The sequence below is a fragment of the Pseudoalteromonas sp. SiA1 genome (assembly GCF_018732205.1).
GTDB classification, from domain to species: Bacteria; Pseudomonadota; Gammaproteobacteria; order Enterobacterales; family Alteromonadaceae; genus Pseudoalteromonas; species Pseudoalteromonas tetraodonis.
The window spans coordinates 177,896-202,378 of sequence record NZ_CP076085.1 but is presented as its reverse complement, the minus strand read 5'-3'; the positions used below and the strand labels follow the sequence as shown (position 1 = coordinate 202,378).

Here is a 24,483-nt window from a genome sequence, read left to right as displayed (position 1 = left end):
GCTTTATCTAAATTATTCTTCTTGTTGGCACTGGCTTGTGATCGGTAATTGCCGAAGTACCTTCATCTGTGGATCAACAATAATATGATCAACAGGTTTAGCTTTGATGGTAATGACTCCTTCAATTGGTGTATAGACTTGAAGCTGGCCATTGATTGAAATGGGTACTGGCATTTTAAAAGGCGTCGCATCTTTTTCACTTTTGCTCCAATATAAATTGGCCACGTTATTTTGACGTTTCATGGTTAGTGTTGGCAATGCAGCTTGTTTTAAATACACATCAAATAGCCAGTTATAGTCTTTTTTTGTAATGCGATTAACAATATCAATAAACTGTTGCGTGTTGCGATATCGCGATTGAATTGGGTAACTGAGACTTTGCGTGTCGCTACTCCCGTAGATTAACTCGCGTGTTGCTTGCCAAAATAACTCATCACCAATTAACCAACGCAAAGTGTGTAATGTCCAGCCTCCTTTACCATAAATATCTGAGTTAAAAGCTTCTTTTGAGCTTAACTCACCCTCTTTAACAATAGGTTGGCAGTTTTTTATCCCTAAATAGGCTTTATACATTGCATGGTTATAAGCGGCCTCACCAAAGGTATATAAACTGTAAGACGGTTGCATGTAAAAGCCAAAACCTTCATGTAACCACGCATCATTCAATTGCTCGTGTGTCATTAAATTACCAAACCACTCATGCGCTAATTCATGCTGAATAAGCCAATCATAACCACTAGGGTCGCGAGTGTACCCTTTGCCATAAGCATTTATCGTTTGATGTTCCATGCCTAAATGAGGCGTTTCTACAAAGCCAAGTTTTTGTTGCCCCCATGGATATGGACCTAACACAGATTCAAAAAATGCCATTTGTTGATAAACATCGTTGGTGAGCAAATTACTGGCTTTTTGCCTATTTTCAGGTAACACCCAAAATTCCACAGGAATGTCAGTACCATTTATACTGGTATATTGCTGTTGAACACGCTCAAATGGGCCAATATTCAGCGCAATGTTGTAATCACTCGCAGGCTCAGATAAAAACCAATCAAACTCGGTAGTCTTGTTTTGTAATACAGTTATATTTTTTAGTACCCCGTTACTGGCAACATACAATCCAGTGGGTACCGTTACACGTATACGCATACTATCGGCTTTGTCACTAAAGTGATCTTTACAAGGCCAAAATAAATCACAGCCCTCACCTTGCACCGCTGTTGCTATCCAAGGTTTACCATCGTTTGTTTCACTAAATACAAAACCACCACTCCATGGAGGGTTAAGCGCAATATGTGGCTTGCCTGAATAGTTAATGGCAACTTCAACCACTTCTCCAGGGTACTTTTTTTCATATAAGTTAATCGTGATCACACCATGAGAATGGAGAAATTCGGCTTTCTTATCAGCCACTGTTACTGTGTTTATACTAAAGCGACTATCGAGTTTTAGTTCAATTTGCTGAGTTTCTTTAACGACCCGAAATACTGTTTTCCCTGTGCCGGCTATCTGCTTTTCTTCTGGAAAAACGGCTAACTTAAGATCATAGAAAATAACATCGGTTGATTGAGCCACGCTAGATAATGGTTGACCAGTATTAGCAACGAGGGGATCTAATTTTGCAGGTTTGCTGGTGCAGGCACTGAGTATATATATCAATGTAACAACCAAGTAACACCTAATCACATGGTGCAAGAACAACATAAATAATAAGCTCTTATAATTATAATTTTTTAATATAATTACATAGTTTTACATTTATAGTGTTTAAAAAAGACGAATTGCTTATTTTTTAAGTTAACTAGTTACTTTATTTTACATTTAGCAAGGGATAAACCTTAAACAGCTAATATATTTAAGGTTGTTTTTGCCATTTCATTTTATTATTGGTATCGCGTGAAGTGATAATGGTTTCATCACTACTTTGAATACCGCCAAGCTTGGCGAGCCGGTCATAAAGAACAACATTACAGGTTGCTGCTAAATTCATACACCCTATGGTTGGAATATAAACAACTTCATCGCACCATTTTAAAACGTCTTTTGGCACTGAACCATCCTCTGGGCCGAACACATAAAATGCGTTCTCAGGGTGGGTAAACTCAGGCAAGGGAGTGGCCCCTTCTATTAGCTCTATCACCACCACTTTAGCGCCTTGTGGTTTACTTGATGCTAAATTATCGGTAGCGGTTAATGGAATACGTTGCACTACATTTTTAGTATCGGTATGAAATTTCTGTGCGTTTAAATAACGGTTGCCAGTAAAAAAAACCTGCTGTGCGTCATAACAACCTGCGGCGCGTAATACGCCCCCCACGTTGGTCGGGCTTTTAGGATTAATTAAGCCAATACTTGCTTGTAATTTACTCATTAATTGCAATCCTTGGTTGGCCACTCGGCTATATACAAATCAAAATCTTCTAGCTTTACGTCACAGTCTTTTACGGTTTTATCTTTAACAGAAATGTTTAGCTCGTGCATTTTAGTTTTATCGCCGTTATTAAGTAACGGATGCCACGTTGCTAATCCACGTCCTTCGTGAAGTCGGCGATAACTGCAGCTTTGCGGCATAAAGAAAATGTCTTTGAGGTTTTCTTTGGTAAGCTTAACGCAAGAAGGCACTAAGGTTTGGCGGTTTTCGTATTCACTACAGCCACAGGTTGCGTTATCAAGGTATTGGCAAACAATATTGGTAAATATAAGTTGCTCACCTTCTCTTAGCTGATCAGTGGCGGTAAAGTCATCTTCGTCTTCGCTGTCAATAAAGGTGTTTAAACAACACTTTCCGCATCCGTCACAAATGGCTTCCCATTCTTGCTGGTTCATTTCATTGAGACTTTTGCTAAGCCAAAATTGGGTTTTTGCTAATTGTTGATCAAACATGGTGTTCTCGCGCCTTTTAAGAGCGCGCATTCTAACGTATTGCAGCAAAGCGCGCAAAGCCAATCCCTGTTCAAATAATGACTTTGCGCGATTATGTTACTGCTGAGATTTAACCCAACGTTTAATTTTTTGCTCTAAGATAGGCATAGGCAATGCGCCATCTATTAATATTTGCGTATGAAAGGCTTTAATATCAAATTGCTCGCCTAACTGCTGGTGGGCGTAATCTCTAAGCTCTTTAATTTTAAACTCACCCAATTTGTACGATAATGCTTGCCCAGGCCATGCAATATAACGTTCCACTTCAGCAATTACATCGCTTTTTGCCATTGAAGAGTTAGCTAACATGTAGTCAATGCCTTGTTGACGTGTCCACCCTTTGGCATGAAAGCCTGTATCAAGCACTAAACGCATAGCTCTTAGCTGCTCATCGTTAAGACGCCCATACCACATATACGGGTCGGTAAATAAGCCAAGCTCTTTGCCAAGACTCTCCGCGTATAATGCCCAGCCCTCAGCAAACACCGTGTAGCCGCCAAATTTACGAAAATCGGGCAGGCTTTCTACTTCTTGTTGCAGTGCAATTTGAAAGTGATGACCAGGTGCTGCTTCATGAATAGATAGCGTTTCAAGTAAAAATTTAGGCTGCGCTTTTAAGTTGTAAGCATTAATGTAAAAGATACCCGGACGAGAACCATCTGGTGCAGGCCCTGCATAAGATGCCCCCGCTGCCGATTGCGCACGATACGCTTCTACTGCTTTAACAATGTAAGGGGCTTTAGGCTCAATATTAAATAATCGCGGTAAGCGCGCATCTATTTTTAGTTTAATATCTTCATAGGCGGCAATTAACTCATCAGCTGTTTTATAATAAAACTCATCTGAGTCACGTAAATGATCAAAAAACGATGCTAAATCACCTTTAAATCCCACGGTATTTTTAACCGTTTTCATTTCACTTAAAATTCGAGCCACTTCACTTAAGCCAATGTCATGAATTTCATCTGCTGATAAACTCAACGTGGTGTTTTTCTTGATTTGATATTCGTACCACGCTTTACCATTAGGTAAATCAGCATAACCAACAGAATCACGAGCATGAGGAATATAGTCGTTGAGTAAAAACTCACTCATACGCTGATAAGCGGGCACTAATTTATCTAAAATAAGCGTTTTATACTGCTCAGTGAGTTGCTGTTTTTGTGCATTAGAAAATGAGTCGGGCATGGCCTTTATTGGTGAATAAAATAATGAATCTTCTGCGTTAGTTACTACGTGCACTTTAAACTGAGGCAATAATTTTTTAGCCAATGGCATAGGCAATACCACGCCTTGTTTAACACCTTGCGCCATTGATTGTTCAACACTGGCTAACCATTTCACAAAACCATCAGCACGTTTAATAAATTGCTCATAGTCGGCAACAGTATTAAAGGGCTGTGCACTTTGCCCTGAACCAAATCCAGCAAAGGTATTATGTGCTCCCGACATTTGGTTAATCGGTAACAAATAATCTTTATATTGCATGCCCTCAAGCTTCAGGGCTAAATCTCGCGATAACACTTCAAAGTTAAGTAGCGCCTGCCCTGTTAATTGTGATTCATCGATTAGCGTTAAACGTTGTTGATATTTTTTATAAAAAGCAGTTTTTTTATCACGATTAGCCTGCGATATCACCGGCAAGAATTGATCATCGAATTCATGGCGACCGTTATAAGTGGCGCTTAAGGGATTAAAGGTTAATGACTCATCGTAGTACTGGGCAACGAGCACATCTAATTGCTGCTGTGCTGATAATTCGCTTATTACAGGCGCGACTGGCTGATTTGTGTTTAATTGTGAGCTGGTACTCATACAACCACTTAAGGCAAACATAACGCTACTGGCAACCAGTGCTATTTTAATAACTTTCATAAAGATCCTTGTTAGTTTTTACCCGCCAATTATGCGGTTTTAAATGCCTTAAATAAAGCAATTACGGTGAGTGGGATTCGTCGCTAAATAATTTACTCAATACCTAATGATTGCTACATTCAGGTAAATTTAAATAATTAAATAATAAAAATGATCAAAATAAAAAAACATTTACTAACTACATCAATCGCATTACTGAGCTTAACCAGCGCAAGTACACTGGCAACCACCTATATATCGGCCAAAGCTTTGCTTGATGTAAAAACTGGAGATCTAAAAGCTAATCCGTTAATCGCGATTGACGAGGGTGTAATAAGCCAAATCCAATTTAATAAACAGCCAACGCTTACCAGTAATGATGAACTGATTAACCTACCTGAACTCACCGTAATGCCGGGGTTGATGGATATGCATGTGCATTTAACCAGCGATCCAACCGTTTCGCGCAGTGAACGTATAGGCCAATCAGTACCGCGTATGGCTATTAAAGCCAGTTACTTTGCTAAAAAAACATTAGAAGCCGGCTTTACCACAGTGCGTAACCTAGGTGCAGAAGGCTTTAGTGTTATTGCGGTTCGCGACGGCATTAATGCAGGTGATATTATTGGCCCTCGCATCTGGGCTGCAGGCCCTTCTTTGGGGATTACTGGCGGACACTGTGACAATAATCGTTTGCCTCCAGAAATGAAATATACCGCCTCGGGGGTTGCTGATGGCCCATGGGCTGTTCGCATTAAAGTACGTGAAAATATTAAATATGGCGCTAATGCAATTAAATTATGTGCAACTGGTGGGGTATTTTCTAAAGGCACAAAGGTGGGCATACAACAATACGCATTTGAAGAAATGAAAGCCATTGTGGATGAAGCGCACATGCGAGAATTACCTGTTGCGGCTCACGCACACGGCACTAACGGCATTAAAACAGCCATTAAAGCCGGTGTAGACAGCGTAGAGCATGCTAGCTTTTTAGACGATGAAGCGATTGAGCTTGCTATAAAGCACGGTACTTGGCTCTCTATGGATATTTACAATACTGAATATACACTGAGCTTTGGTGAGCAAAATGGGGTAGATGAAGAGAACCTAAATAAAGAACGCCTTGTTTCTAAAAAGCAAAGAGACAGCTTTAAACGCGCCGTTGAAGCTGGGGTTAACATGGTATTTGGTACAGATGCGGCTATTTATCCACATGGTGATAATGCGAAACAGTTCTCGCGAATGGTTGAATTTGGTATGAGTGAATTACAAGCTATTCAAGCCGCGACCATTAATAGTGCTAAATTACTAAAGGCAGATTCACAACTGGGGCAAATTAAAACTGGTTTTGCTGCTGATATTATAGCGGTGAGTGCTAACCCACTTAAAAATATTTCTACACTAGAGCGTATTCCTTTTGTAATGAAAGCCGGTGTCGTTTACAAGCAGTAAACCCAATACATCTTTATAAGGTTGAGCTTAGCTCAACCTTAACAATTTTTTAGCTAATGTAGCTAAACTGCCCATTTAATCATCAATACTTTATTTAAATTCTCTCTTGGTAAAGCCAACTAGCGACTGCAATACCCCGTTAATATTTTTAAATGTGATTGTTTTTAAATCACATTGTATAACTATCAAGCAAACACACCCATTAAAGTAAAAAAGTTTGAACTTTTTATTTTATTTTAAAATGATAACCATTATCATTCACGAAAATTAACAAATGCGAATGGTTATCACTCTATGAAAAGGTTTCAATACTCACTACTCACACTCGCGTGCTTAAACGCGCACTTGGCATTGGCAAACGAGTCACAAGTTAATTCCGATATTGAACGTATTAGTGTTTACGAGCAACAAAACCGAGTGGTAATGAGCTCAGGTTTGGCCACTAAATCTGATATGTCACTAATGGAAACCCCTGCACCCGTGGTCATTGTTGATAAAGCGCTAATTGCATCGCAAGGTATTGATAGTTTACAAGATGTGATCCGAAATGTAAGTGGTTTAACGCAAGCCGGTAACAACTATGGCATTGGTGATAATTTAGTAATTCGTGGTTTAGGTGCTAATTATACCTATGATGGCATGTACGGTGGTGCAGGATTAGGCAATACCTTTAATCCAACGCGTTCTTTAACCAATGTTGAATCAATTGAAGTATTAAAAGGCCCAGCAACTGGTTTATACGGCATGGGCAGTGCTGGTGGTGTGATTAACCTGATTGAAAAAAAGCCACAGTTTAACGAACAACATACCTTAGAAATGGATATTGGTCAGTGGGATAGTTATTCTCTGGCACTCGATAGCACCAATGCAATAACAGACGACTTAGCTTATCGAGTCATGGCAAAAACCGCCTCTAGCGATGGCTTTCGTGATTTAAAAGAACAACGTGATGAAATTTATTCGTCTTTAAAATATGTACTAAATGATCAACATGCGTTTGTGTTATCGGGAGCCTATATCAAGGACGCCATTGCTGTGGATTCTATCGGCCATCCTATTCGTATTTTTAACAGTGAATCGGTCAACGGTTTAACTGCAGGTGAAGTATCAGGCGCCGATTTAGTGAATGACCCTACAGCAAGTGGCTTACAATTGAGTGAAGCACAACGAAATGAACTAGCTAACTCTTTGGCAAGCAATGATGGTTTAACACCCTTTAACTTTGGCACCAATGGCATAATATCACCGATGGCAAAGGATAACGAAGGTGAAGAGCTGCGTTTTAAATTAGCCCATAATTATTACATTAGTGATGATTTATTTGTTAATCAACAACTACAGTACCGTAATTACACCTCAAGTTTTGCCCGCCAAACAGGTGCTTACAACTACGTTTACTGGAAACGTAACGGCGTGATCAATCAAGACCCACGCGCACCGCTAGTTGTTGATGACGTGTTATACCCTTTTGCAGCCAGACGCCAAGAGTACCGCCAAGTAGAAGCGGATGAAAAATCATGGCAATACTTTTTAGATTTACGTTATGACTTTATGCTCGGTAACATAGAAAACGAATTACTGGTTAACGCCAACTATGAAGATCGTGATATTCGTTTTAAACAATATTCTATTTACGATGCCGATAAGGTCATTAAAAACAAAGCCGGTGAAGTTATTTACCAAGGCGCACTACCGTATATTTTTGATATGCGTCAGCCAAATTGGCCTACGGGTGAATTTAATGATTACGATCCGCTTAAAACCAGCGATTATAATAAAAAAGTACAGGCATGGGGTTTAGGCCTTCAGCATGTTGCCTACATTAACGATAAAATCACCACCCGTATTGGGATTGCTCATAATCGTATAAAACAAAGTTACGAGCATTTTGGTGTTGACCCACGTTATAGTCAAAGCCGCGCAAATCCAACGCCAGAGGCAAACACCTCAGATAGCGGTTTAACGTACAATTTAGGGGCTACTTATCAATTAAGCGCTGACATGGCTTTATTTTTAAATCACTCAAAAGGTCGTACTGCCTACAGTGTACTTGGCTCTGTTGCTGGTAATGAAGCCGATAGAGAAGACTCAGAATCTGTTAGTAACGATTTAGGATTTCGTTTTAAAGCGTTTGATGACCAATTACTGGCTTCAATTGTAGTATTTGAAAGTGCACGTACAAACCTAGAGTACGCCAACCCACTTTATGAAGCAGGCGTGTCTGCACCAAACGTAGTGGAGAGCTTCTTTGATGGTGAAGAACAAACCAAAGGTGTAGAAATTGACTTAAATGCGTATTTGAACGATCAATGGAAAGTTAACATCAACGGTGTTTATCAAGATGCTAGAGATAAAACTAACCCAAACAGCACAAGCTTTGATACTCGCCAAAAAGGCGTGCCTTATGTAACTGCTAGCTCATGGGTAACTTACTCTGCTGCGTTATTTGAATTACCTCACGCAGTAGATTTAAGCGCAGGCTTAACGTTTGTTGATAAGCGCAGTACTAACTCAAGCTCGTTCGGTATTGATAACGGCTACGTCCCTGCTTATACCGTGTATGATGCTGCAGTTAGCTATAAAGCAGACAACTGGCAAATGCAATTAAACATTAATAACCTGTTTAATAAAAAATACTATTCTAAAGCCATGTTTTTAGGCGGTATGCCAGGTGAGGAAAGAAATGCAAAGTTAAGCTTTAGTTATACGCTATAGCATACAATGCGCACAAGCCAGGTTGGTTTGTGCGCACTATATTTTGGTATAGTTAGATTGTAACAACTATACGGCCGTTAATTTCACCTTTGAGCATGTCATCGAAAATTTCATTAATATCTTCGAGTTTTTTCTCTTCAATGATAGCTTTTACTTTACCTTGTGCGGCAAATTCAAGGCATTCTTGAAGGTCTTTACGTGTACCTACAATAGAACCTACTACTGAAACACCATTTAGCACAGTATCAAAAATTGGCAATGGCATATCTTCTGGTGGTAAGCCAACTAATACGCATTTGCCCCCACGGCGAACACTTTTATACGCTTGTTCAAACCCAGGTTTTGATACTGCGGTACAAACAACAGCGTGCGCCCCACCTACTTGCTCAAAAATAGCCTCACTTGGCACCACGTCTTTAAAATCAAGCGTAATATCAGCGCCTAACTCTTTAGCTAGGGCCATTTTTTCTTTGCCTGTATCTACAGCAATAACATTAAAGCCCATTGCTTTTGCATATTGCACCGCTAAGTGACCTAAACCGCCCACACCAACAATAGCAACCCATTGACCCGGCTTTGCATCTGATACTTTTAATGCTTTATACGTTGTTACGCCGGCACAGAATAACGGGGCAGCTTCAGCAAAGCCTAATCCTTCCGGTATTTTGATGATGTAATCACCATGTGCTAAACAATATTCTGCATAACCACCGTCAATTGAGTAACCGGTATTATGTTGCGATAAACACAGGGTTTCACGTCCATCTAAACAAAATTCACAATGGCCACAGGCGCTATACAACCAAGGTACACCCACTCGGTCGCCCACTTCTAAATGTTTAATATTACTGCCTAGTTTTTCTATTACACCCACGCCTTCGTGACCTGGTACCAATGGCATTTTTGGTTTTACCGGCCAATCACCATGACACGCATGTAAATCGGTGTGACATACACCACAAGCGGCTATTTTTACCAGCACATCGTTAGGACCTACCTCTGGGATTGGTAAATCGGTGATTTCTAACTTGCCTTTATATTCTGTATTTATTGCTGCTTTCATAGTCATTCCATCGTTTATAAAAAATTATGCTATTTAACAAAGGCGTTAAACAACAATGTTATGTTGCATACCCGCAACATAACCCACTATAAATGCTTAAATATTAATCTATATCAATCATTAGTCGTAAAACGTGGTTTTTTATCCAAGCTAAACGCTTGCCATACTTAACCAGCGTGCTAGCATAGATTTCATTTATTTTTGAAACTTGTAACAATGACATTATCAGAAAAAAACTTTGCCTTTGTAATGCATTGTGGCGAGATGGGCAGCCGCTGGGGATTTAATCGTACAATCGGCCAAATGTGCGGGTTACTTATTATTACCAAAGATCCAATGACGGCAAACCAAATCGCAGATGCGCTGAGTATTTCACGCGGTAACGTGAGTATGGGAATTAAAGAATTACAATCTTGGCAGCTGATCAAGGTAATGCATATCCCAGGAGATAGAAAAGAATACTATGCACCTGCGGGTGACATTTGGGATATGGCTAATCGCGTGTTTGAAGAACGTAAAAAGCGTGAAGTAGAACCTACACTTAGCTTACTCAGAGATAACTTATTAGATGAAGCAAGTAACGACGATGAAATTTATGCACAAAAACAAATGGGCGAAATTCATAACTTACTTGAAACAGTGACTAAATGGTCGTCAGAGTTACAACGCTTAACCCCTGAGCAGCTAAACAAACTAATGAAGCTAGGTTCAGGCATTGGCAAAGTCATTGACCTTAAAGATAAAATATTCAAAAAAGAGCAGTAAACCATTAAAAAGCCGCAATGAGCGGCTTTTTAGTTATTCGCTTAAGCTTAAATTTTTGGGTAAGCAATTCTATCTGACAAATAACCTACGCTGGTTGCAAAGTAATATGATCGATTCCAGTGCATAAATACTTTGTAGTTATCGTATGCTAAATACATGCGTCCATTTATATCATCCGGCATCACCAGTGCTGCATCTACAGCAACCGTAGGTAAATCACTGCCATCAACACGACGAACACCTAATGCTTGCCAATCTGCTAAAGAGCGCTCTGATTTATCCCAGTACTCTAGCCATTGCTTTCGGGTTTTAGTACCGCGCTTTAATATATACTGCTTATCAAAATCAGCGGGCAATTGTACCTGGCGACCCCAGGTTAAATTATCATTCCAACCCTCTTGCTTTAAGTAATTTGCAATTGAAGCAAACGCGTCTTCTTTGGTTGTCCAAATATCTTTGCGGCCATCGTTATTGTAATCAACGGCGTAAGCATTAAATGAGGTTGGCATAAACTGGGTTTGCCCCATTGCACCCGCCCACGAGCCTTTAAATTTATCAAGCGTGATATGTCCCGACTTTAATATATCCAGTGCTGCCCACAATTGGCGTTTGTATAACGCTTCACGACGTCCATCAAATGCTAAAGTTACTAAGGATGAAATAACATTGTGGCCGCCTTGAATAGCGCCAAAATTACTTTCTAAACCCCAAATAGCCACAATAAAACGCGCTTGAACACCAAAGTCTTTTGCTACTTTTTCTAAGACTTCTTGGTTTTCTTTATACAATTTACGCGCACGATCTATTTTCCATTGCGGTACTCGTTTTGGTAAATACGTTTCCAGCGTTTCTTTTACTTCTGGCTGGTTTTTGTCTGCTGAAATGACTTTTTCTTTATAAGATGCAGTGGCAAATGCTTGCTCAATTAACTGAGTATCGTAGCCTTTTGCTATTGCCTCTTGCTTTAAATTAGTAAGATATTGTTGAAACTCAGCTTGTGTTTTTGCCATCACCGATGAGCTTAAACACACACCACACAATACAACCGCTAATTTTTTAATCACTATCTGCTCCATTTTGTTTTCTTAATTGACTTAGCAAGTTTTCCTCTGGTGGCGGAATTTGTAAATAATAGCCTTGGTCGCTAAGCGACTGTTTTAAAGTGTCTAAATCCGCTACGCCTAATTGAGTCCGCTTCGCTAAGTTAATGATCATCACGTACTGAGGTTGACCAAACATGGCCATTAAAGGTTCCGGAACTTTACTAAAATCGTCTCTTTTTTCAATAAATAAGAAAGTATCTGCTTTTTTCTTACTTTTATATACCGCAGTTAGCATTATGGCCCTATAAAATCTTGCTTAACAGTGCTACACACTATAACATGGCAATAATAATAAGTTATAAAAATTAGTGTGGAAACTGTAATAAAAGCCTTGTTCAGCCTAGGTTTATATAAAGTTACATGCTAACTAGACAATCCAGTTGAGCATCTATGTCGGACCAAATTTTTGAGCTAAAAGGCAACCTTTTTACGTTATCAGTTTTACATCTTTATAGTACTGATATTAACCTTTTAGCAGAACAACTGTATGTAAAAATTGCCCAAGCCCCAAAGTTCTTTGAGGGTGCCCCCATTGTCGTCAATTTAATTGAAGTAAAAAACAGCGCAATCGACTTTGTTCACTTAAAATCGCTTATTGAACGCATGAGCTTTAATGCTGTAGGTGTATGTAATGGTTCGGATGAACAGCATAAACAGGCAAAAGCCGCAGGGTTATCTGTTTTAAACTATTCACAAGACGTTAAGAGTGAACCCGCAAGAGTAGAGTCAAATACTTCGGTTGTAGAAAAAACCGTGTATTTACCAGCGCAAATTATTAATGGTGCGGTGCGCTCAGGCCAACAAGTTTACGCCAAAGACCGCGACTTGGTGGTGTTAGGCGCGGTAAGCCATGGTGCAGAAGTAATTGCCGATGGCAATGTACATATTTACGGAACCCTACGAGGGCGTGCAATTGCCGGCGCAAAAGGGCTCGAAAACGCATACATATTTTGTAATAAATTAGAAGCAGAACTCGTTTCAATCAATGGTAATTACTGGATCAGTGACTCACTGCAAGGTGAACACTGGGGTAACGCAGTTCAAATACAACAAAAAAATGAATCTTTAGAAATTTCAGCTTTGGTTAAAGGATAAATCTCATGGCAAAAATAATTGTCGTTACCTCGGGTAAAGGGGGTGTTGGTAAAACAACATCAAGCGCAGCAATTGGTACAGGCTTAGCATTAAAAGGCTACAAAACTGTTATCATCGATTTTGATATCGGTTTACGTAATTTAGACCTCATCATGGGTTGTGAACGTCGCGTAGTGTATGACTTTGTTAATGTGATCAATGGCGAAGCTAACCTTAATCAAGCACTCATAAAAGACAAACGTGTAGAAAAGTTATTTTTACTTCCTGCTTCACAAACTCGCGATAAAGACGCACTCACCCGTGATGGTGTTGAACGCGTATTGAACGAGTTAAAAGAAGACTTTGACTATATTGTTTGTGATTCTCCTGCAGGTATTGAAGCCGGAGCTATGATGGCGATGTACTTCGCTGATGAAGCAATAGTTACAACCAACCCTGAAGTCTCGTCAGTACGAGATTCGGATCGTATTCTAGGCATTTTACACAGTAAATCGAAACGTGCCGAAGAAGGATTAGAAAACATTAAAGAGCATTTGCTAATAACACGCTATAATCCAGATCGTGTATCAAAAGGTGAAATGCTATCTGTTGAAGATATCCAGGACATCCTAGCCATAGACTTACTAGGTGTCATTCCTGAATCTCAAGCAGTGCTTAGTGCATCAAACTCTGGACAACCGGTAATTCTTGATAGCGAATCAGACGCAGGTCAAGCTTATGCTGATGCGATCAGTCGTTTATTAGGCGAAACGGTTGAATTTAGATTTTTAGATGTAGAGAAAAAGGGTTTATTCAAACGGATATTTGGAGGTTAATGTGTCTTTACTTGACTACTTCCGCTCAGAAAAGAAAAACAGTGCGTCATTAGCAAAAGAGCGATTGCAGATCATTGTCGCGCACGAGCGTTCTCAGCGTGGAACACCAGATTACTTGCCACAATTAAAGCAAGATATTCTTGATGTCATTCGTAAGTACGTTAATGTAGGCGCCGATGCGGTTCAAGTTCAGTTTGATCAAAATGAAGACGATTTAGCGGTACTCGAGCTCAATGTCACATTACCTGACGAAGAAAAGAAATAATAAAAAAGGGCGCTAAGCGCCCTTTTTATTTTTTACATCAAGCTATTTAATACTCTAATTATCCCACTCTTTTAGCGCATCTTTAACAAAATCATATCGCCATGAGCTGAGTAAATCTGGTTTTATGTGTTTTTCTTTTTGCTGAGCAGTTAACTTCCAGTTCCAACTAATTAGCTGATTTATTTGCTTTTTAGAGGCCATAACGTCTTCTGGAATGTTATGCTCTTTAGCAACTTTAGTAATTTTTTGTTTGATCTCCTTCGCTACTTTTTTATAGGTAGGAAAATCAATTAACCGCTTTAATACTTGTGGGTGTTGCTCAGCTGGAATGGCTTTGGCCTGCTCAATACACTTTAAAATTTCAACCCCAGAACGATTCACTTCAATGGGTTCTACCCCAGGAATTTGTCTCAGAGCATTTAAACTTGAAGGGCCTCGTTTGGCAATTTCGGTCATATTGTGCTCTTTAAGCACAAAATTAAGCGCTAGATTTTTACGAATAGCTTTATTTCGACGCCATACTGCTAACTCTTTAAGTACCGCTAGTTCATGCGGCTTAAGTTGCCATGCATTTTTAATTTCTTTGTAAAGTAGCTCATCCGGGATTTGAAAAGCACGTTTATTGGCAACTAATTCACTTTCATTGATCACAATATCAAATAAATCAGCGGCTTTAATGCTATCTATAATTAACTCAAAACAAGGCAGCAGGTGATACGTATCAGCAGCAGCGTATTCAAGTTGCTTTTGGGTAAGGGGGCGTTGTAACCAATTAGTGCGCGATTCGCTTTTATCAATCTCAATATTCAATAATGTTTTCACCATTAAGGCAAAGCCCATACAGTTTCCCTCACCTAATAGCTGAAGTGCAAACTGGGTATCGAATAAAGGATAAGGAACAAATCCTGCGTACTTTTGAAAAACTTCAATATCTTCTGAGGGTGAATGGAGTACTTTTAGCACTTTAGGATCTTTAAGTATTTGCCAAAAATCAAACAAGGAAAGCTCGGCAAGCGGGTCAATAAGCGCTAAATGTTCGCCATCATAAACTTGAATAAGTGCAACTTCTGGATACAAAGTACGGCGGCGCATAAACTCGGTATCAATAGCAAGAATGGGTTTGTTTTTAATTTGTTCTACAAACGTATTAAGCTCATTTTGGGTTTGGATCAATTGGTAGTGCACTGAGTCTCCTACAATAAAAAAGCCGACTGATGTCGGCTTTTTTATAGTTGCTAATCTTTTAAGGCTCTTCTGAGAATTTTACCCACGTTAGTTTTGGGTAACTCATCCTTAAACTCAACGAGTTTAGGAACCTTGTAATTAGTTAAATTATCACGACAATGTTTTATTATATCTTTTTCAGTTAAAGAAGGGTCTTTTTTCACAACAAAAACTTTAACTTGTTCACCACTAATGTCATGAGGGATACCAACCGCGGCCACTTCTAGCACGCCTTCATGCATGGCAACCACTTCTTCTATTTCATTTGGGAAAACATTAAAGCCTGAAACAATAATCATGTCTTTTTTACGATCAACAATGTAGAAAAAACCTTCGTCATCGTAAGTGGCAATATCACCAGTTGCAAACCAGCCATCTTTTAAACATTCAGCCGTTGCATCAGGGCGATTATAGTAACCAAGCATTACTTGCGGACCTTTTACCCACAGTTCACCCGGCTCACCTTTAGCAGCTTCTTCACCGTTATCGAGCATTAATTTAATGTCAGTACTTGGCGCAGGTAGACCGATAGAACCATTATAAGCTTCTAAATCATACGGGCTAATTGTGACTAAAGGAGAACATTCTGTCAGGCCATAGCCTTCCATTAGTTTGCTGTTAGTGACCTTTTGCCATTTTTCTGCAACAGGGCGTTGTACTGCCATGCCGCCGCCTAATGACATTTTAAGGTGACTAAAATCAAGCTCAGAGAAACCAGGGGTATTTAATAAGCCATTAAATAAAGTGTTCACCCCTGTAATAGCAGTAAATTTATGCTGACTAAGCTCTTTTACAAATCCAGGCATATCACGTGGATTTGTAATTAAAACGTTTAAGCCGCCGTATTTCATAAATGCTAAACAGTTCGCTGTTAATGCAAATATATGATAGAGCGGTAGCGCGGTAATAACCACTTCTCTACCACGCTCAAGCACGTTATCTAAACAACCAGATACTTGCTCAAGGTTACCCACCAAATTACCGTGGCTCAACATTGCCCCTTTAGACACACCGGTTGTACCACCGGTGTATTGTAAAAATGCTAAATCGCTTAAGTTAACCTCTGGGCGCTTATAGCCATTCAGATCAGCTTTTAATAAATCACAAAAGTTAATCGTGTTAGGCAACGTATAGCTTGGTACCATTTTTTTGAAATGCTTAACAACAAAATTGACTAAATGCTTTTTAAGACCACCCATCATGTCACCAACCTGCGTAACCACAATGTGTTTAACGTCAGTATTAGGCAGTGCTTTTTCAAGCGTGACAGCGAAGTTAGCAAGAATAAATATTGCTGATGTTTCAGAATCTTTTAATTGGTGCTCTAGCTCACGAACGGTATATAGCGGATTAACGTTAACCACCACACACCCTGCGCGTAAAATACCTAATATAGCAATTGGGGTTTGCAACAAGTTAGGCATCATAACAGCGACTTTATCGCCCTTTTTTAATCCTAAATCGTTTTGAATATAAGCCGCAACACGTTTTGTTGCCGCGTCAATTTCGTTATATGACAATGTTTTACCCATATTAGTAAATGCAGGTAAATCTTTGTAATCATTAAAACTTTTTTCAAACACTTCGAGTAACGAGTTGTAGTGCTCAGGATCGATTGTTTCAGGCATACCTTCTGGGTAGCGCTTAAGCCAGATTTTTTCCACTCTTAGCCCCTGTTTATAATTATATTTTTATTAACCTTAATCTAAGTAAGGCACTTTCACAATTGAGCAAATACTCTAATCTAGAGATAATCCCACATTTATCGGTAATATACAATTAACATGCACTACTTTGCACCATAAATGCGTGAATGTGTTCAAAACATAGTCCACTACTTTGCATATGGCAATGATGCCCACCAGGCACATCTATTACACTCAAGTTATTGTAATATTTACTATACTTGTCTAGATTTTGTTTTACAAATGGATAACCTTTATCACCTAATATTAATTGGCATGGTGCAATTAATTCTTTTATTGCACCAATACATTGCGCTTCATCAAATCGAAAACCTGAGTGATTTTTAAGCTTAGGATCGCAAGTTAGCTCAAAACCACTGTGCATTTGTTTTATGTTTCTGTCCATCAGCAATGCAATTTGTTCATTATTTAAATCAGTTGTTTTTGCACGTGCTTGATAAATTTGTTGTTTTGATGTGTATACCCGTGATTTTTTTGTACTAAGCCTTGCTCGGTTTAGTATGGCATTTCTTAGCTGAGAACACACTTCATCGCTATCGGTAGTGACACAACCTATACCTTCAATAAAAGAAACAGATTTTACATACTCACTAAAACAACTAGCAAATAGTCCTGCAACCATAGCCCCCATAGAATGACCAACTAAGTGTACCTTCTTTAACTTAAGCGCTGTGATTAATGCATACACATCATCCACATAGTCAATAAAGTAGTAATGTGCCTGAGGGCTTCGCCAAGATGACAGCCCATGCCCTGGAAAATCAATGCAATACCATGTTTGCGAAGGTGCAGCTCGACTCAGCATAGGCACAAAGCTAGCACTATTATCTAGCCAGCCATGCAGAGCGATAACGACGTCTTCACCGTCTCCAAATTTAATACCGCGTATATCTAGGTCATTAGCTTTTACCGAAAATGGTTGCAACGCAAACCTCAACTTTTTTATTTGGTTATGGCCATAACATACAAGAGTTAATACACAATTAATAGAACTGAACTCACAGAACACACACTTAAATTTCGAGATTTCATAACATATTCATTTATTTATCTTGCTATCGGTATACAATAATAGTCGCTATTAAAATAAGTACACTTAAAGGGTACACACAATGAAAAAACAGTTCGGCTTATTAGCGCTTTTATGTACAACAGGAGCATTCGCTCAAACAGCGCCTAAAAATGTTATTTATATGATTGGTGATGGCATGGGTCCCGCTTTCACTACCGCTTATCGATATTACAAAGATGACCCTACAACAAAAGAAATAGAAACAACCGTTTTCGACACTATGTTAAAAGGCATGGCGCACACTTATCCTGATGACCATACTTATGTAACAGACAGTGCCGCAGGTGCAACTGCACTTAGCAGCGGCCATAAAAGTTATAATGGCGCAATCGCTGTCGATACGGCCAAAAAACCGGTTAAAACCATGCTAGAAATTGCAAAAGAGCAAGGAATGACAACAGCGTTAGTGGCTACCTCACAAATTAATCATGCAACACCTGCAAGCTTTGCCGCACATAATGAATCAAGAAGAAATTATGATGACATCGCAAACGACTACATTGACAATAAAATTGCTGGTAAATTACCGGTTGATTTAATGTTAGGCGGTGGTACTCAATATTTTATTCGTGATGACAGAAACTTAGTCGACGAATTTAAAAAAGCAGGTTATCAATACGGCGACAATATTAAAAACCTAGGTCAAATCACACAAATCCCTGCCATTGGTCTATACGCACCTAAGGGATTACCTTTTGCGCTAGATGAAAACCCAACGAGATTAAAACAGTTAACCTCTAAAGCGTTTGATTTGCTTGATGGGCAAAACGATAAAGGCTTTTTTGTGATGATTGAAGGCAGCCAAATTGACTGGTGTGGTCACGCAAATGACATTGCTTGCGCAATGGCTGAAATGGACGACTTTGCAAAATCAATCGAAACGGCAAAAGCGTATGTAGATAACAACCCAGACACTATTTTAGTGATCACGGCTGATCACTCTACAGGCGGTTTAACCATTGGCGCGCATGGCCAATATAAATGGGAAACCGACATCATCAAAGGTGTTAAAGCCACTGCGGGTACATTAACCAAATTATTAATGGGATCAGATAACCTTAAAACGGTATGGCAGGCCAATACCCGTATTGAGTTTACAACTGAAAACGAAATTAAACTTAAGCAAGCTAAAGCCATGGGTGAAAAAACCCTTAATTTAGCGGTTAAAAGCATTATCAATGATTTAAGTTTCACTGGTTGGACAACGGGCGGACATACCGCTTCTGATGTGCAAGTATTTGCCTATGGTAAAAATAGCGATGACTTTATTGGTTCACAAAACAATACTGACATAGCTAAAAAACTGATTAGTTACATAGAACAGTAATCGCTGTTATGAAAATAAAAAGCCCGAATAATTTATTCGGGCTTTTTATTTGGCTATTAATTTTATAATTAAGCGTATATATCAACACCAATTAAGCTTTGAACTTCAGCTCTTCGCTCTAAATTAGCAAACTCAGTGTAAGTAGAAATTGCCTTACTGACTTGCGCACTCGGTTGATCGTAAATAGTTTGGCTATATTGGGCCTCTTTGGTGTTCGCTTTTACAAACTCTTTTGCGAGTTCAAGCCCTTCAGGACTGCTCTTAACATAATCTGTATTGGTTTTCTGTGATATTGGCTGCTCTGATAGTCGTTCAGGCTTTGCCGTAACAACAGCAGTAGAACGCACCTTAGCAGGGATATCACCAGTAAAAAAACCAGAGCTTATAGGCAGCGACATTACGCTTCTCCAACCAACAACATGCTTAAATTATGATTTAAAATAGCTCAATATGCAAACAATACAACTTAGCGTTACTCGCGGCCTGGTAATTTTTTCCATGTCACTGTGTCACGCACATACTTAGGCTGAGCATCACTTGCTTTTACGCCATTACCTGCAAGGTACTGTGCATCCACTAACGCTAACATGTATTGTGCATCGGGTAGCGTAATTTCAGGGTGTACACTCACATTTGTAAATGTAGTTAATGCATCGGGGTAGCTTTTAAATCCAGTCCCCACGCCGGTTGCTGTTTTGTTTGTGTCTATCAATGAAGCATCAAGCAGTTCTGGCTTAAAAACACGTTCTTCACCTTGAAGTGTCATCAAATTATTATTAACTTGGTATTGAGCAAAGTATATTTCCCCCATACGCGCATCAATGCTTGAATAAACCACTTCATCGCCAAATTGTTCAAACGCTTGTTGCGCCATAACCGCTAAGGTAGAAACCCCCACTAGCGGTAAATTCGTTGAATACCCAAGCCCTTGTGCAATGGCCACACTAATACGCACACCCGTAAAGCTGCCTGGACCTTGGCCAAAGCCAATAACATCTAAATCTTTTAATTTACAATTGGCTTTATTAAGCAGCTCATCAATAAGTGGCAGAATTTTTTGGCTATGCTGCTGCGGACACTCTTCAAAATGATGAAATGTTTTACCCTGATAATGCAAAACAAGCGATAAAGCCTCAGTAGAAGCGTCTAGGGCGAGAATGTTACTTTTGATCATTTTTGTACTCAATTAATATGTTTTAAAAATGTATTTGCATCTTCTAAGCTACGTGTACGGCGCATTGGCGGTAAACTCTTTAAAAATACTTGTCCATATTGGCGTGTAACTAAACGATTATCGCAAATTACTAACACACCTTTATCTTTGTTATCACGAATTAAGCGACCTACCCCCTGCTTTAAGGCAATAACCGCTTGTGGTAACTGAATATGCGCAAAGGGATCTTTTCCTTGCATTTGGCAATCTTGCATTCTAGCCTGCAAAAGCGGATCATCGGGCGCTGCAAACGGCAGTTTGTCGATAATAACACAGCTTAAAGTACTGCCTCTTACATCAACCCCTTCCCAAAAGGACGCTGTACCGAGCAACACGGCATTACCATGACGGGTAAATTTTTCTAATATAATGCGTTTAGACATTTGCCCTTGCATGTAAACCGGATAGTCCATTTGTGTGGTTAAGCCCTCAGCCACCAAATGCATCATCCGGTAACTAGTAAATAGCACAAAACAACGCCCTTTTGCTGATTTTATGAGTTCGAGAGTTAACTTTACAATCGCATGCGGCATATTATCTGCGTGGGTTTCAGGTAAATAGCGCGGTAAGCACAATAGCGCCTGATTTTCATAATCAAACGGGCTATCTACCATCATACTTTGCTTTGGTTTTAACCCAAGGCTGGCATTAAAGTGAGTGAGTTCGTTGTCGACCGATAACGTGGCCGAGGTAAACACAAACCCTGCGCCAGACTCTTTCATCATCAAAGCAAATTTAGCCGATACATTCAGTGGCGTTATATTAATGGTTAAATAGCGCCGCGTGGTTTCGTACCAATAACTAAAGCCTGTTTGGGCGGTATCAAATACGCGCTCTAACTGGCCTTTAAATGCCAACACCCGCTCAAATGGGTGTTCAATTTTATCACTTCGTTCTAAGCAATGTTTTAAAACCTGATACACAAATTCTAAATCACTAATAACACGATGTAATGCAGAGCAAATAAGCTTATTACTGAGCTTTTCACGCCAATCCCCGCGGCTACCGTCCACACCAAACTGCAATCTTAAATCGGCGACACTGGTTTCCAATTTATTCAAACTTTTTCCTAATTGCAGCATGTCAGGAATTTCAGCGCGGTAAATAGCGCGTAAATCATTAATTAAATCCACCAGCTTTTTAGTACTCATGGTTTCGCCAAAATAGTCGCTGGCAATTTCACTTAACTGGTGGGCTTCATCAAAAATATAAGCATCTGCGTTGGGCATTAGCTCTGCAAAGCCAGACTCTTTAACCGCCATATCGGCAAAAAATAGATGATGGTTAATTACGACAACGTCGGCATCCCCTGCTTTTAAACGCGCTTTACGAATGTAGCACTCTTGAAAGTCAGGGCACTCTTTACCTAAACAGTTATCTGCAGTCGAGCTGACATACGGCAACACTTTGGCATCTTCTTCAATACCAATACAGTCGGCTAAATCGCCCGTATGCGTTTCACTGGCAAATTTAGCAACCATAGCGAGCTGATGCATTACATCAGGGTCGTCTGTGGGTACGTGTGCAACATGTTGGGTAAGCCGATAAGTGCATAAATAATTGGCACGCCCTTTTAACAATGCCGTTTTTTTAGCCGCGCCTAAGGCTTTTACTAACACCGGTAAATCACGATGATACAGCTGTTCTTGCAGTGCTTTAGAACCGGTTGAAATTATTGTTTTGCCTTTAGATTTAAGGGCTGGCGCTAAATAAGCAAAGGTTTTACCTGTGCCAGTACCGGCCTCAACAACAAGCTGGGAACTTGTTTTTAATGCATCCTCAACAGCCACGGCCATATCAATTTGAGGTTGGCGTGGTGAGTATCCATCTATTGATAAAGCCAAAGGCCCGGTTGCACTAAACAGCTGTTTGATAATACCAATCACTTTATAAAAAATAATAGCGGGATTCTACGTAAGCTATTGATGAAGGGCAAGCCAAATAGCGTGAGAATTTGGCCTTTAAAGGGGCTTATGCCCCTGTTAATTACTGTGCAATTATAGTTAACATAATGCCACTTGCATTACGATAGCCTTTAACATCTATGTGCCATACGCCTGCCTGGGGTGCAGAAATAGTGCAACTTTCTGTGTTGCCGTTTTTATATGGCCTACACACAAATTGTGTATTTGAAGATGGCGCACCGAAATTTAAATACAAATCAGCATCGCCGCTTCCGCCTGAAATAGCAACGTTCAGGGAGGCATAACCCGCGGCTAAACGTTGTTCAAAACGCTGCCAAGCGCCTGTATTTACGCTAATGTTATCTTCTACGCGATTAATGGGCTCTAAAGCGCCTGCTGGCTCAAAAATGCCTGTCAAAGAGACATTATTAATTGCGCTGTATGCCTCAACCATGACATAGTAAGTGCCTTCATTACTGGTTGGAATGTCGCAACGCTCATTACTTGTGGCAGAGGTACTTTTACAGTCGTAATCAGTTAACGTGGGCGCCTGATTATATTTAACGTATAAATCGGCATCGCCATTATCACCTGAGGTTTCAAAGCTTAAGTTTTGCGCTCCTTTTGGTACATTCAATGTATAGATAAGCTGCTCTTTAGCAGTGGCATTGATACCAGAAATTGGTTCACCATTGACTAACTCATTATTATTTGGCGGAGTAACATCACCGGCATTTTTTGCCAATTCTGCAACAAAGCTAACGGCTAAGTTAGCAAATTTAATTGCATGATCAGCGTCAAAATTACTGTCGTTTTGTGTATGTATCAGTGGGTTAATGTCATTCATTTTTGATTCGAATGGCATAGAGGCCGCAAACCCTTGTTGATACCACGAAGCATGATCGGAGCAACCATAACCACATTGATCAAAGCCATAACTAATTTGTGGTAAATAGGTGTCTATCAGCTGGGCTAAAAATTGGTTTTGAGCATTGGTGGTGTAATCCGTCATCATAATAATATCTTCGATACTGCCGTTATTACCAGTCATGTCAAATTGCACCATGCCAACTACATTCTTACCCTGCGAACGATAGCTACTGGCTATAGCTTTAGACCCTTTTAACCCCACCTCCTCTGCTGCAAACGCCATTATTTGAATAGTTTTTTGCGGTTTATAATTTGTATCAACAATTGCTCTTAACGCTTCCGTTAACACTGCAATACCCGATGCATTATCATCCGCGCCAGGAGAGCGCCCTTGTGCTGGATTTGCTTGATTAATCGAGTCTAAATGCCCCCCAATAATAACAATTTCATCTGCATTTTCAGCACCTGCAATGGTTACAATCACTGATGATTGCGCCCAGCTATGCTGATAACTCTCAATGGTTATATCACTTCGAACGCTGGCAATTTGTTGCCAATAACTTTGCAGCCACTGTGAGGCATCAACGCCGGTTTGCGAAGTATAATAACGATTATTAAAACTAGTGAGTGAATTTACAGTGCTTTGTAAATTAATTGGGCTTTGTGCACTAATTAAACTTTGTACTGTTTGCGCATTATCAATTGAATAATTAAAGGCTGATGTAGCTTGGCTATTTTGAACAACAGCTAATTTTTTTGCGTAATCAATCGCTTCTTCGAACGAACTATGCGCAACAAACCCACCACAACGGTTATAGTTCTGGTGCATAAACTCACTTAAATTGTTCACTGCGTCACGCGGTACACTGAGTAAATCAACGTCAGGTAAAATACTTGATTTTCTATGCGCAAATTGCATTTTTTGCAAAAATGTACCTTGTTCATGTTGATAATGCTGGGCTGAAGTTGAGTCAATGGTGACCCAAATATTGTCTGGATTTTCATTTGCTAAGCAATTAAAACTTAAGGTTAAAGTAGTAATAACTGCTAACTGTTTAAAGTAGTTCATAAATATTCCTTATCTTGTTACTTTTATTTTAAGCATTAAAAAAGGGGCAAAG

At 39.6% G+C, this 24,483-nt stretch carries 21 protein-coding genes; 7 read left to right on the top strand and 14 right to left on the bottom strand.

Annotated elements, in window-relative coordinates; genetic code table 11:
- Window positions 1–12: 12 nt before the first annotated feature.
- The 4 genes from KK487_RS16400 to KK487_RS16385 form a co-directional block, all read right to left on the bottom strand.
- Window positions 13–1,656: a M1 family metallopeptidase gene (locus KK487_RS16400; RefSeq protein WP_235190262.1), complete on the bottom strand. Its 1,644-nt coding sequence runs from the start codon at window positions 1,654–1,656 to the stop codon at window positions 13–15.
- Between the two features lie 196 nt (window positions 1,657–1,852).
- On the bottom strand, window positions 1,853–2,368 hold the full coding sequence (locus KK487_RS16395) for an RNA methyltransferase (protein WP_013463320.1): 516 nt from the start codon (window positions 2,366–2,368) through the stop codon (window positions 1,853–1,855).
- Window positions 2,368–2,880, bottom strand: coding sequence for a YcgN family cysteine cluster protein (locus KK487_RS16390; protein WP_016900173.1), 513 nt, complete (start codon window positions 2,878–2,880; stop codon window positions 2,368–2,370). Before KK487_RS16390 ends, KK487_RS16395 begins: the two co-directional genes overlap by 1 nt.
- A 96-nt stretch (window positions 2,881–2,976) precedes the next feature.
- On the bottom strand, window positions 2,977–4,794 hold the full coding sequence (locus KK487_RS16385; RefSeq protein WP_024601323.1) for a DUF885 domain-containing protein: 1,818 nt from the start codon (window positions 4,792–4,794) through the stop codon (window positions 2,977–2,979).
- Window positions 4,795–4,953: 159 nt separating this feature from the next.
- On the opposite strand from KK487_RS16385, the gene KK487_RS16380 reads away from it, so the two are divergent.
- Window positions 4,954–6,225 carry a Xaa-Pro dipeptidase gene (locus KK487_RS16380; RefSeq protein ID WP_024601324.1) on the top strand — a complete coding sequence of 424 codons (1,272 nt, stop codon included), beginning with the start codon at window positions 4,954–4,956 and terminating at the stop codon, window positions 6,223–6,225.
- Between the two features lie 294 nt (window positions 6,226–6,519).
- Window positions 6,520–8,940 carry a TonB-dependent receptor gene (locus KK487_RS16375; RefSeq protein WP_016900170.1) on the top strand — a complete coding sequence of 807 codons (2,421 nt, stop codon included), beginning with the start codon at window positions 6,520–6,522 and terminating at the stop codon, window positions 8,938–8,940.
- A gap of 52 nt (window positions 8,941–8,992) precedes the next feature.
- Here KK487_RS16375 and adhP read toward each other — a convergent pair whose 3' ends face one another.
- Window positions 8,993–10,003, bottom strand: coding sequence for an alcohol dehydrogenase AdhP (gene adhP, locus KK487_RS16370; protein WP_016900169.1), 1,011 nt, complete (start codon window positions 10,001–10,003; stop codon window positions 8,993–8,995).
- A 216-nt stretch (window positions 10,004–10,219) separates the two neighbouring features.
- Here adhP and KK487_RS16365 point away from each other — a divergent pair, with 216 nt between their 5' ends.
- Window positions 10,220–10,768, top strand: a complete 549-nt coding sequence (locus tag KK487_RS16365) for a GbsR/MarR family transcriptional regulator (protein ID WP_013463314.1) — start codon at window positions 10,220–10,222, stop codon at window positions 10,766–10,768.
- Window positions 10,769–10,815: 47 nt separating this feature from the next.
- On the opposite strand, the gene KK487_RS16360 is transcribed toward KK487_RS16365, so the two are convergent.
- Both KK487_RS16360 and KK487_RS16355 read right to left on the bottom strand, forming a co-directional pair.
- Window positions 10,816–11,832, bottom strand: a complete 1,017-nt coding sequence (locus tag KK487_RS16360; protein WP_016900168.1) for a lytic murein transglycosylase — start codon at window positions 11,830–11,832, stop codon at window positions 10,816–10,818.
- Entirely contained in the window at window positions 11,825–12,106 is a 282-nt protein-coding gene (locus KK487_RS16355; RefSeq protein WP_013463311.1) for a YcgL domain-containing protein, read from the bottom strand. The genes KK487_RS16360 and KK487_RS16355 overlap by 8 nt, the downstream gene beginning before the upstream one ends.
- A 155-nt stretch (window positions 12,107–12,261) precedes the next feature.
- On the opposite strand from KK487_RS16355, the gene minC reads away from it, so the two are divergent.
- From minC to minE, 3 genes are read left to right on the top strand one after another with little or no spacing between them, the layout of a single operon-like run.
- A complete protein-coding gene (gene minC, locus KK487_RS16350; protein WP_013463310.1) occupies window positions 12,262–12,966 on the top strand; it encodes a septum site-determining protein MinC in 705 nt (234 codons plus the stop codon).
- Window positions 12,967–12,971: 5 nt separating this feature from the next.
- On the top strand, window positions 12,972–13,781 hold the full coding sequence (gene minD, locus KK487_RS16345) for a septum site-determining protein MinD (protein ID WP_013463309.1): 810 nt from the start codon (window positions 12,972–12,974) through the stop codon (window positions 13,779–13,781).
- A gap of 1 nt (window position 13,782) precedes the next feature.
- On the top strand, window positions 13,783–14,046 hold the full coding sequence (gene minE / locus KK487_RS16340) for a cell division topological specificity factor MinE (RefSeq protein WP_008111532.1): 264 nt from the start codon (window positions 13,783–13,785) through the stop codon (window positions 14,044–14,046).
- A 54-nt stretch (window positions 14,047–14,100) separates the two neighbouring features.
- On the opposite strand, the gene rnd is transcribed toward minE, so the two are convergent.
- The 3 genes from rnd to KK487_RS16325 all read right to left on the bottom strand — a co-directional run bounded on the left by rnd (window position 14,101) and on the right by KK487_RS16325 (window position 17,901).
- Complete coding sequence (rnd, locus tag KK487_RS16335; RefSeq protein WP_013463308.1) at window positions 14,101–15,231, bottom strand: ribonuclease D; 1,131 nt, start codon at window positions 15,229–15,231, stop codon at window positions 14,101–14,103.
- 50 nt (window positions 15,232–15,281) lie between these two features.
- A complete protein-coding gene (gene fadD / locus KK487_RS16330) occupies window positions 15,282–16,934 on the bottom strand; it encodes a long-chain-fatty-acid--CoA ligase FadD (RefSeq protein ID WP_016900167.1) in 1,653 nt (550 codons plus the stop codon).
- A 115-nt stretch (window positions 16,935–17,049) separates the two neighbouring features.
- Window positions 17,050–17,901, bottom strand: a complete 852-nt coding sequence (locus tag KK487_RS16325) for an alpha/beta fold hydrolase (RefSeq protein WP_016900166.1) — start codon at window positions 17,899–17,901, stop codon at window positions 17,050–17,052.
- A 187-nt stretch (window positions 17,902–18,088) separates the two neighbouring features.
- On the opposite strand from KK487_RS16325, the gene KK487_RS16320 reads away from it, so the two are divergent.
- Entirely contained in the window at window positions 18,089–19,375 is a 1,287-nt protein-coding gene (locus KK487_RS16320) for an alkaline phosphatase (RefSeq protein WP_016900165.1), read from the top strand.
- A gap of 68 nt (window positions 19,376–19,443) precedes the next feature.
- On the opposite strand, the gene KK487_RS16315 is transcribed toward KK487_RS16320, so the two are convergent.
- The 4 genes from KK487_RS16315 to KK487_RS16300 all read right to left on the bottom strand — a co-directional run bounded on the left by KK487_RS16315 (window position 19,444) and on the right by KK487_RS16300 (window position 24,431).
- Window positions 19,444–19,773 (bottom strand): hypothetical protein, encoded by a 330-nt coding sequence (locus tag KK487_RS16315; RefSeq protein ID WP_016900164.1) that lies wholly within the window; start codon window positions 19,771–19,773, stop codon window positions 19,444–19,446.
- Between the two features lie 74 nt (window positions 19,774–19,847).
- Entirely contained in the window at window positions 19,848–20,549 is a 702-nt protein-coding gene (gene tsaB, locus KK487_RS16310) for a tRNA (adenosine(37)-N6)-threonylcarbamoyltransferase complex dimerization subunit type 1 TsaB (RefSeq protein ID WP_016900163.1), read from the bottom strand.
- Between the two features lie 8 nt (window positions 20,550–20,557).
- Complete coding sequence (gene yoaA / locus KK487_RS16305) at window positions 20,558–22,474, bottom strand: DNA repair helicase YoaA (RefSeq protein WP_013463302.1); 1,917 nt, start codon at window positions 22,472–22,474, stop codon at window positions 20,558–20,560.
- Window positions 22,475–22,574: 100 nt separating this feature from the next.
- Complete coding sequence (locus KK487_RS16300; RefSeq protein WP_016900162.1) at window positions 22,575–24,431, bottom strand: M28 family metallopeptidase; 1,857 nt, start codon at window positions 24,429–24,431, stop codon at window positions 22,575–22,577.
- Between the last annotated feature and the right edge of the window lie 52 nt (window positions 24,432–24,483).

What these genes read in the sequence shown, in the direction of transcription:
- KK487_RS16365 (WP_013463314.1), top strand. Translation starts at nt 10,220, where the DNA reads ATGACATTATCAGAAAAAAACTTTGCCTTTGTAATGCATTGTGGCGAG.
- minD (WP_013463309.1), top strand. Translation starts at nt 12,972, where the DNA reads ATGGCAAAAATAATTGTCGTTACCTCGGGTAAAGGGGGTGTTGGTAAA.
- KK487_RS16390 (WP_016900173.1), bottom strand. Translation starts at nt 2,880, where the DNA reads ATGTTTGATCAACAATTAGCAAAAACCCAATTTTGGCTTAGCAAAAGT.
- KK487_RS16355 (WP_013463311.1), bottom strand. Translation starts at nt 12,106, where the DNA reads ATGCTAACTGCGGTATATAAAAGTAAGAAAAAAGCAGATACTTTCTTA.
- KK487_RS16315 (WP_016900164.1), bottom strand. Translation starts at nt 19,773, where the DNA reads ATGTCGCTGCCTATAAGCTCTGGTTTTTTTACTGGTGATATCCCTGCT.
- KK487_RS16395 (WP_013463320.1), bottom strand. Translation starts at nt 2,368, where the DNA reads ATGAGTAAATTACAAGCAAGTATTGGCTTAATTAATCCTAAAAGCCCG.
- KK487_RS16320 (WP_016900165.1), top strand. Translation starts at nt 18,089, where the DNA reads ATGAAAAAACAGTTCGGCTTATTAGCGCTTTTATGTACAACAGGAGCA.
- KK487_RS16385 (WP_024601323.1), bottom strand. Translation starts at nt 4,794, where the DNA reads ATGAAAGTTATTAAAATAGCACTGGTTGCCAGTAGCGTTATGTTTGCC.
- KK487_RS16375 (WP_016900170.1), top strand. Translation starts at nt 6,520, where the DNA reads ATGAAAAGGTTTCAATACTCACTACTCACACTCGCGTGCTTAAACGCG.
- tsaB (WP_016900163.1), bottom strand. Translation starts at nt 20,549, where the DNA reads ATGATCAAAAGTAACATTCTCGCCCTAGACGCTTCTACTGAGGCTTTA.
- adhP (WP_016900169.1), bottom strand. Translation starts at nt 10,003, where the DNA reads ATGAAAGCAGCAATAAATACAGAATATAAAGGCAAGTTAGAAATCACC.
- KK487_RS16300 (WP_016900162.1), bottom strand. Translation starts at nt 24,431, where the DNA reads ATGAACTACTTTAAACAGTTAGCAGTTATTACTACTTTAACCTTAAGT.
- minC (WP_013463310.1), top strand. Translation starts at nt 12,262, where the DNA reads ATGTCGGACCAAATTTTTGAGCTAAAAGGCAACCTTTTTACGTTATCA.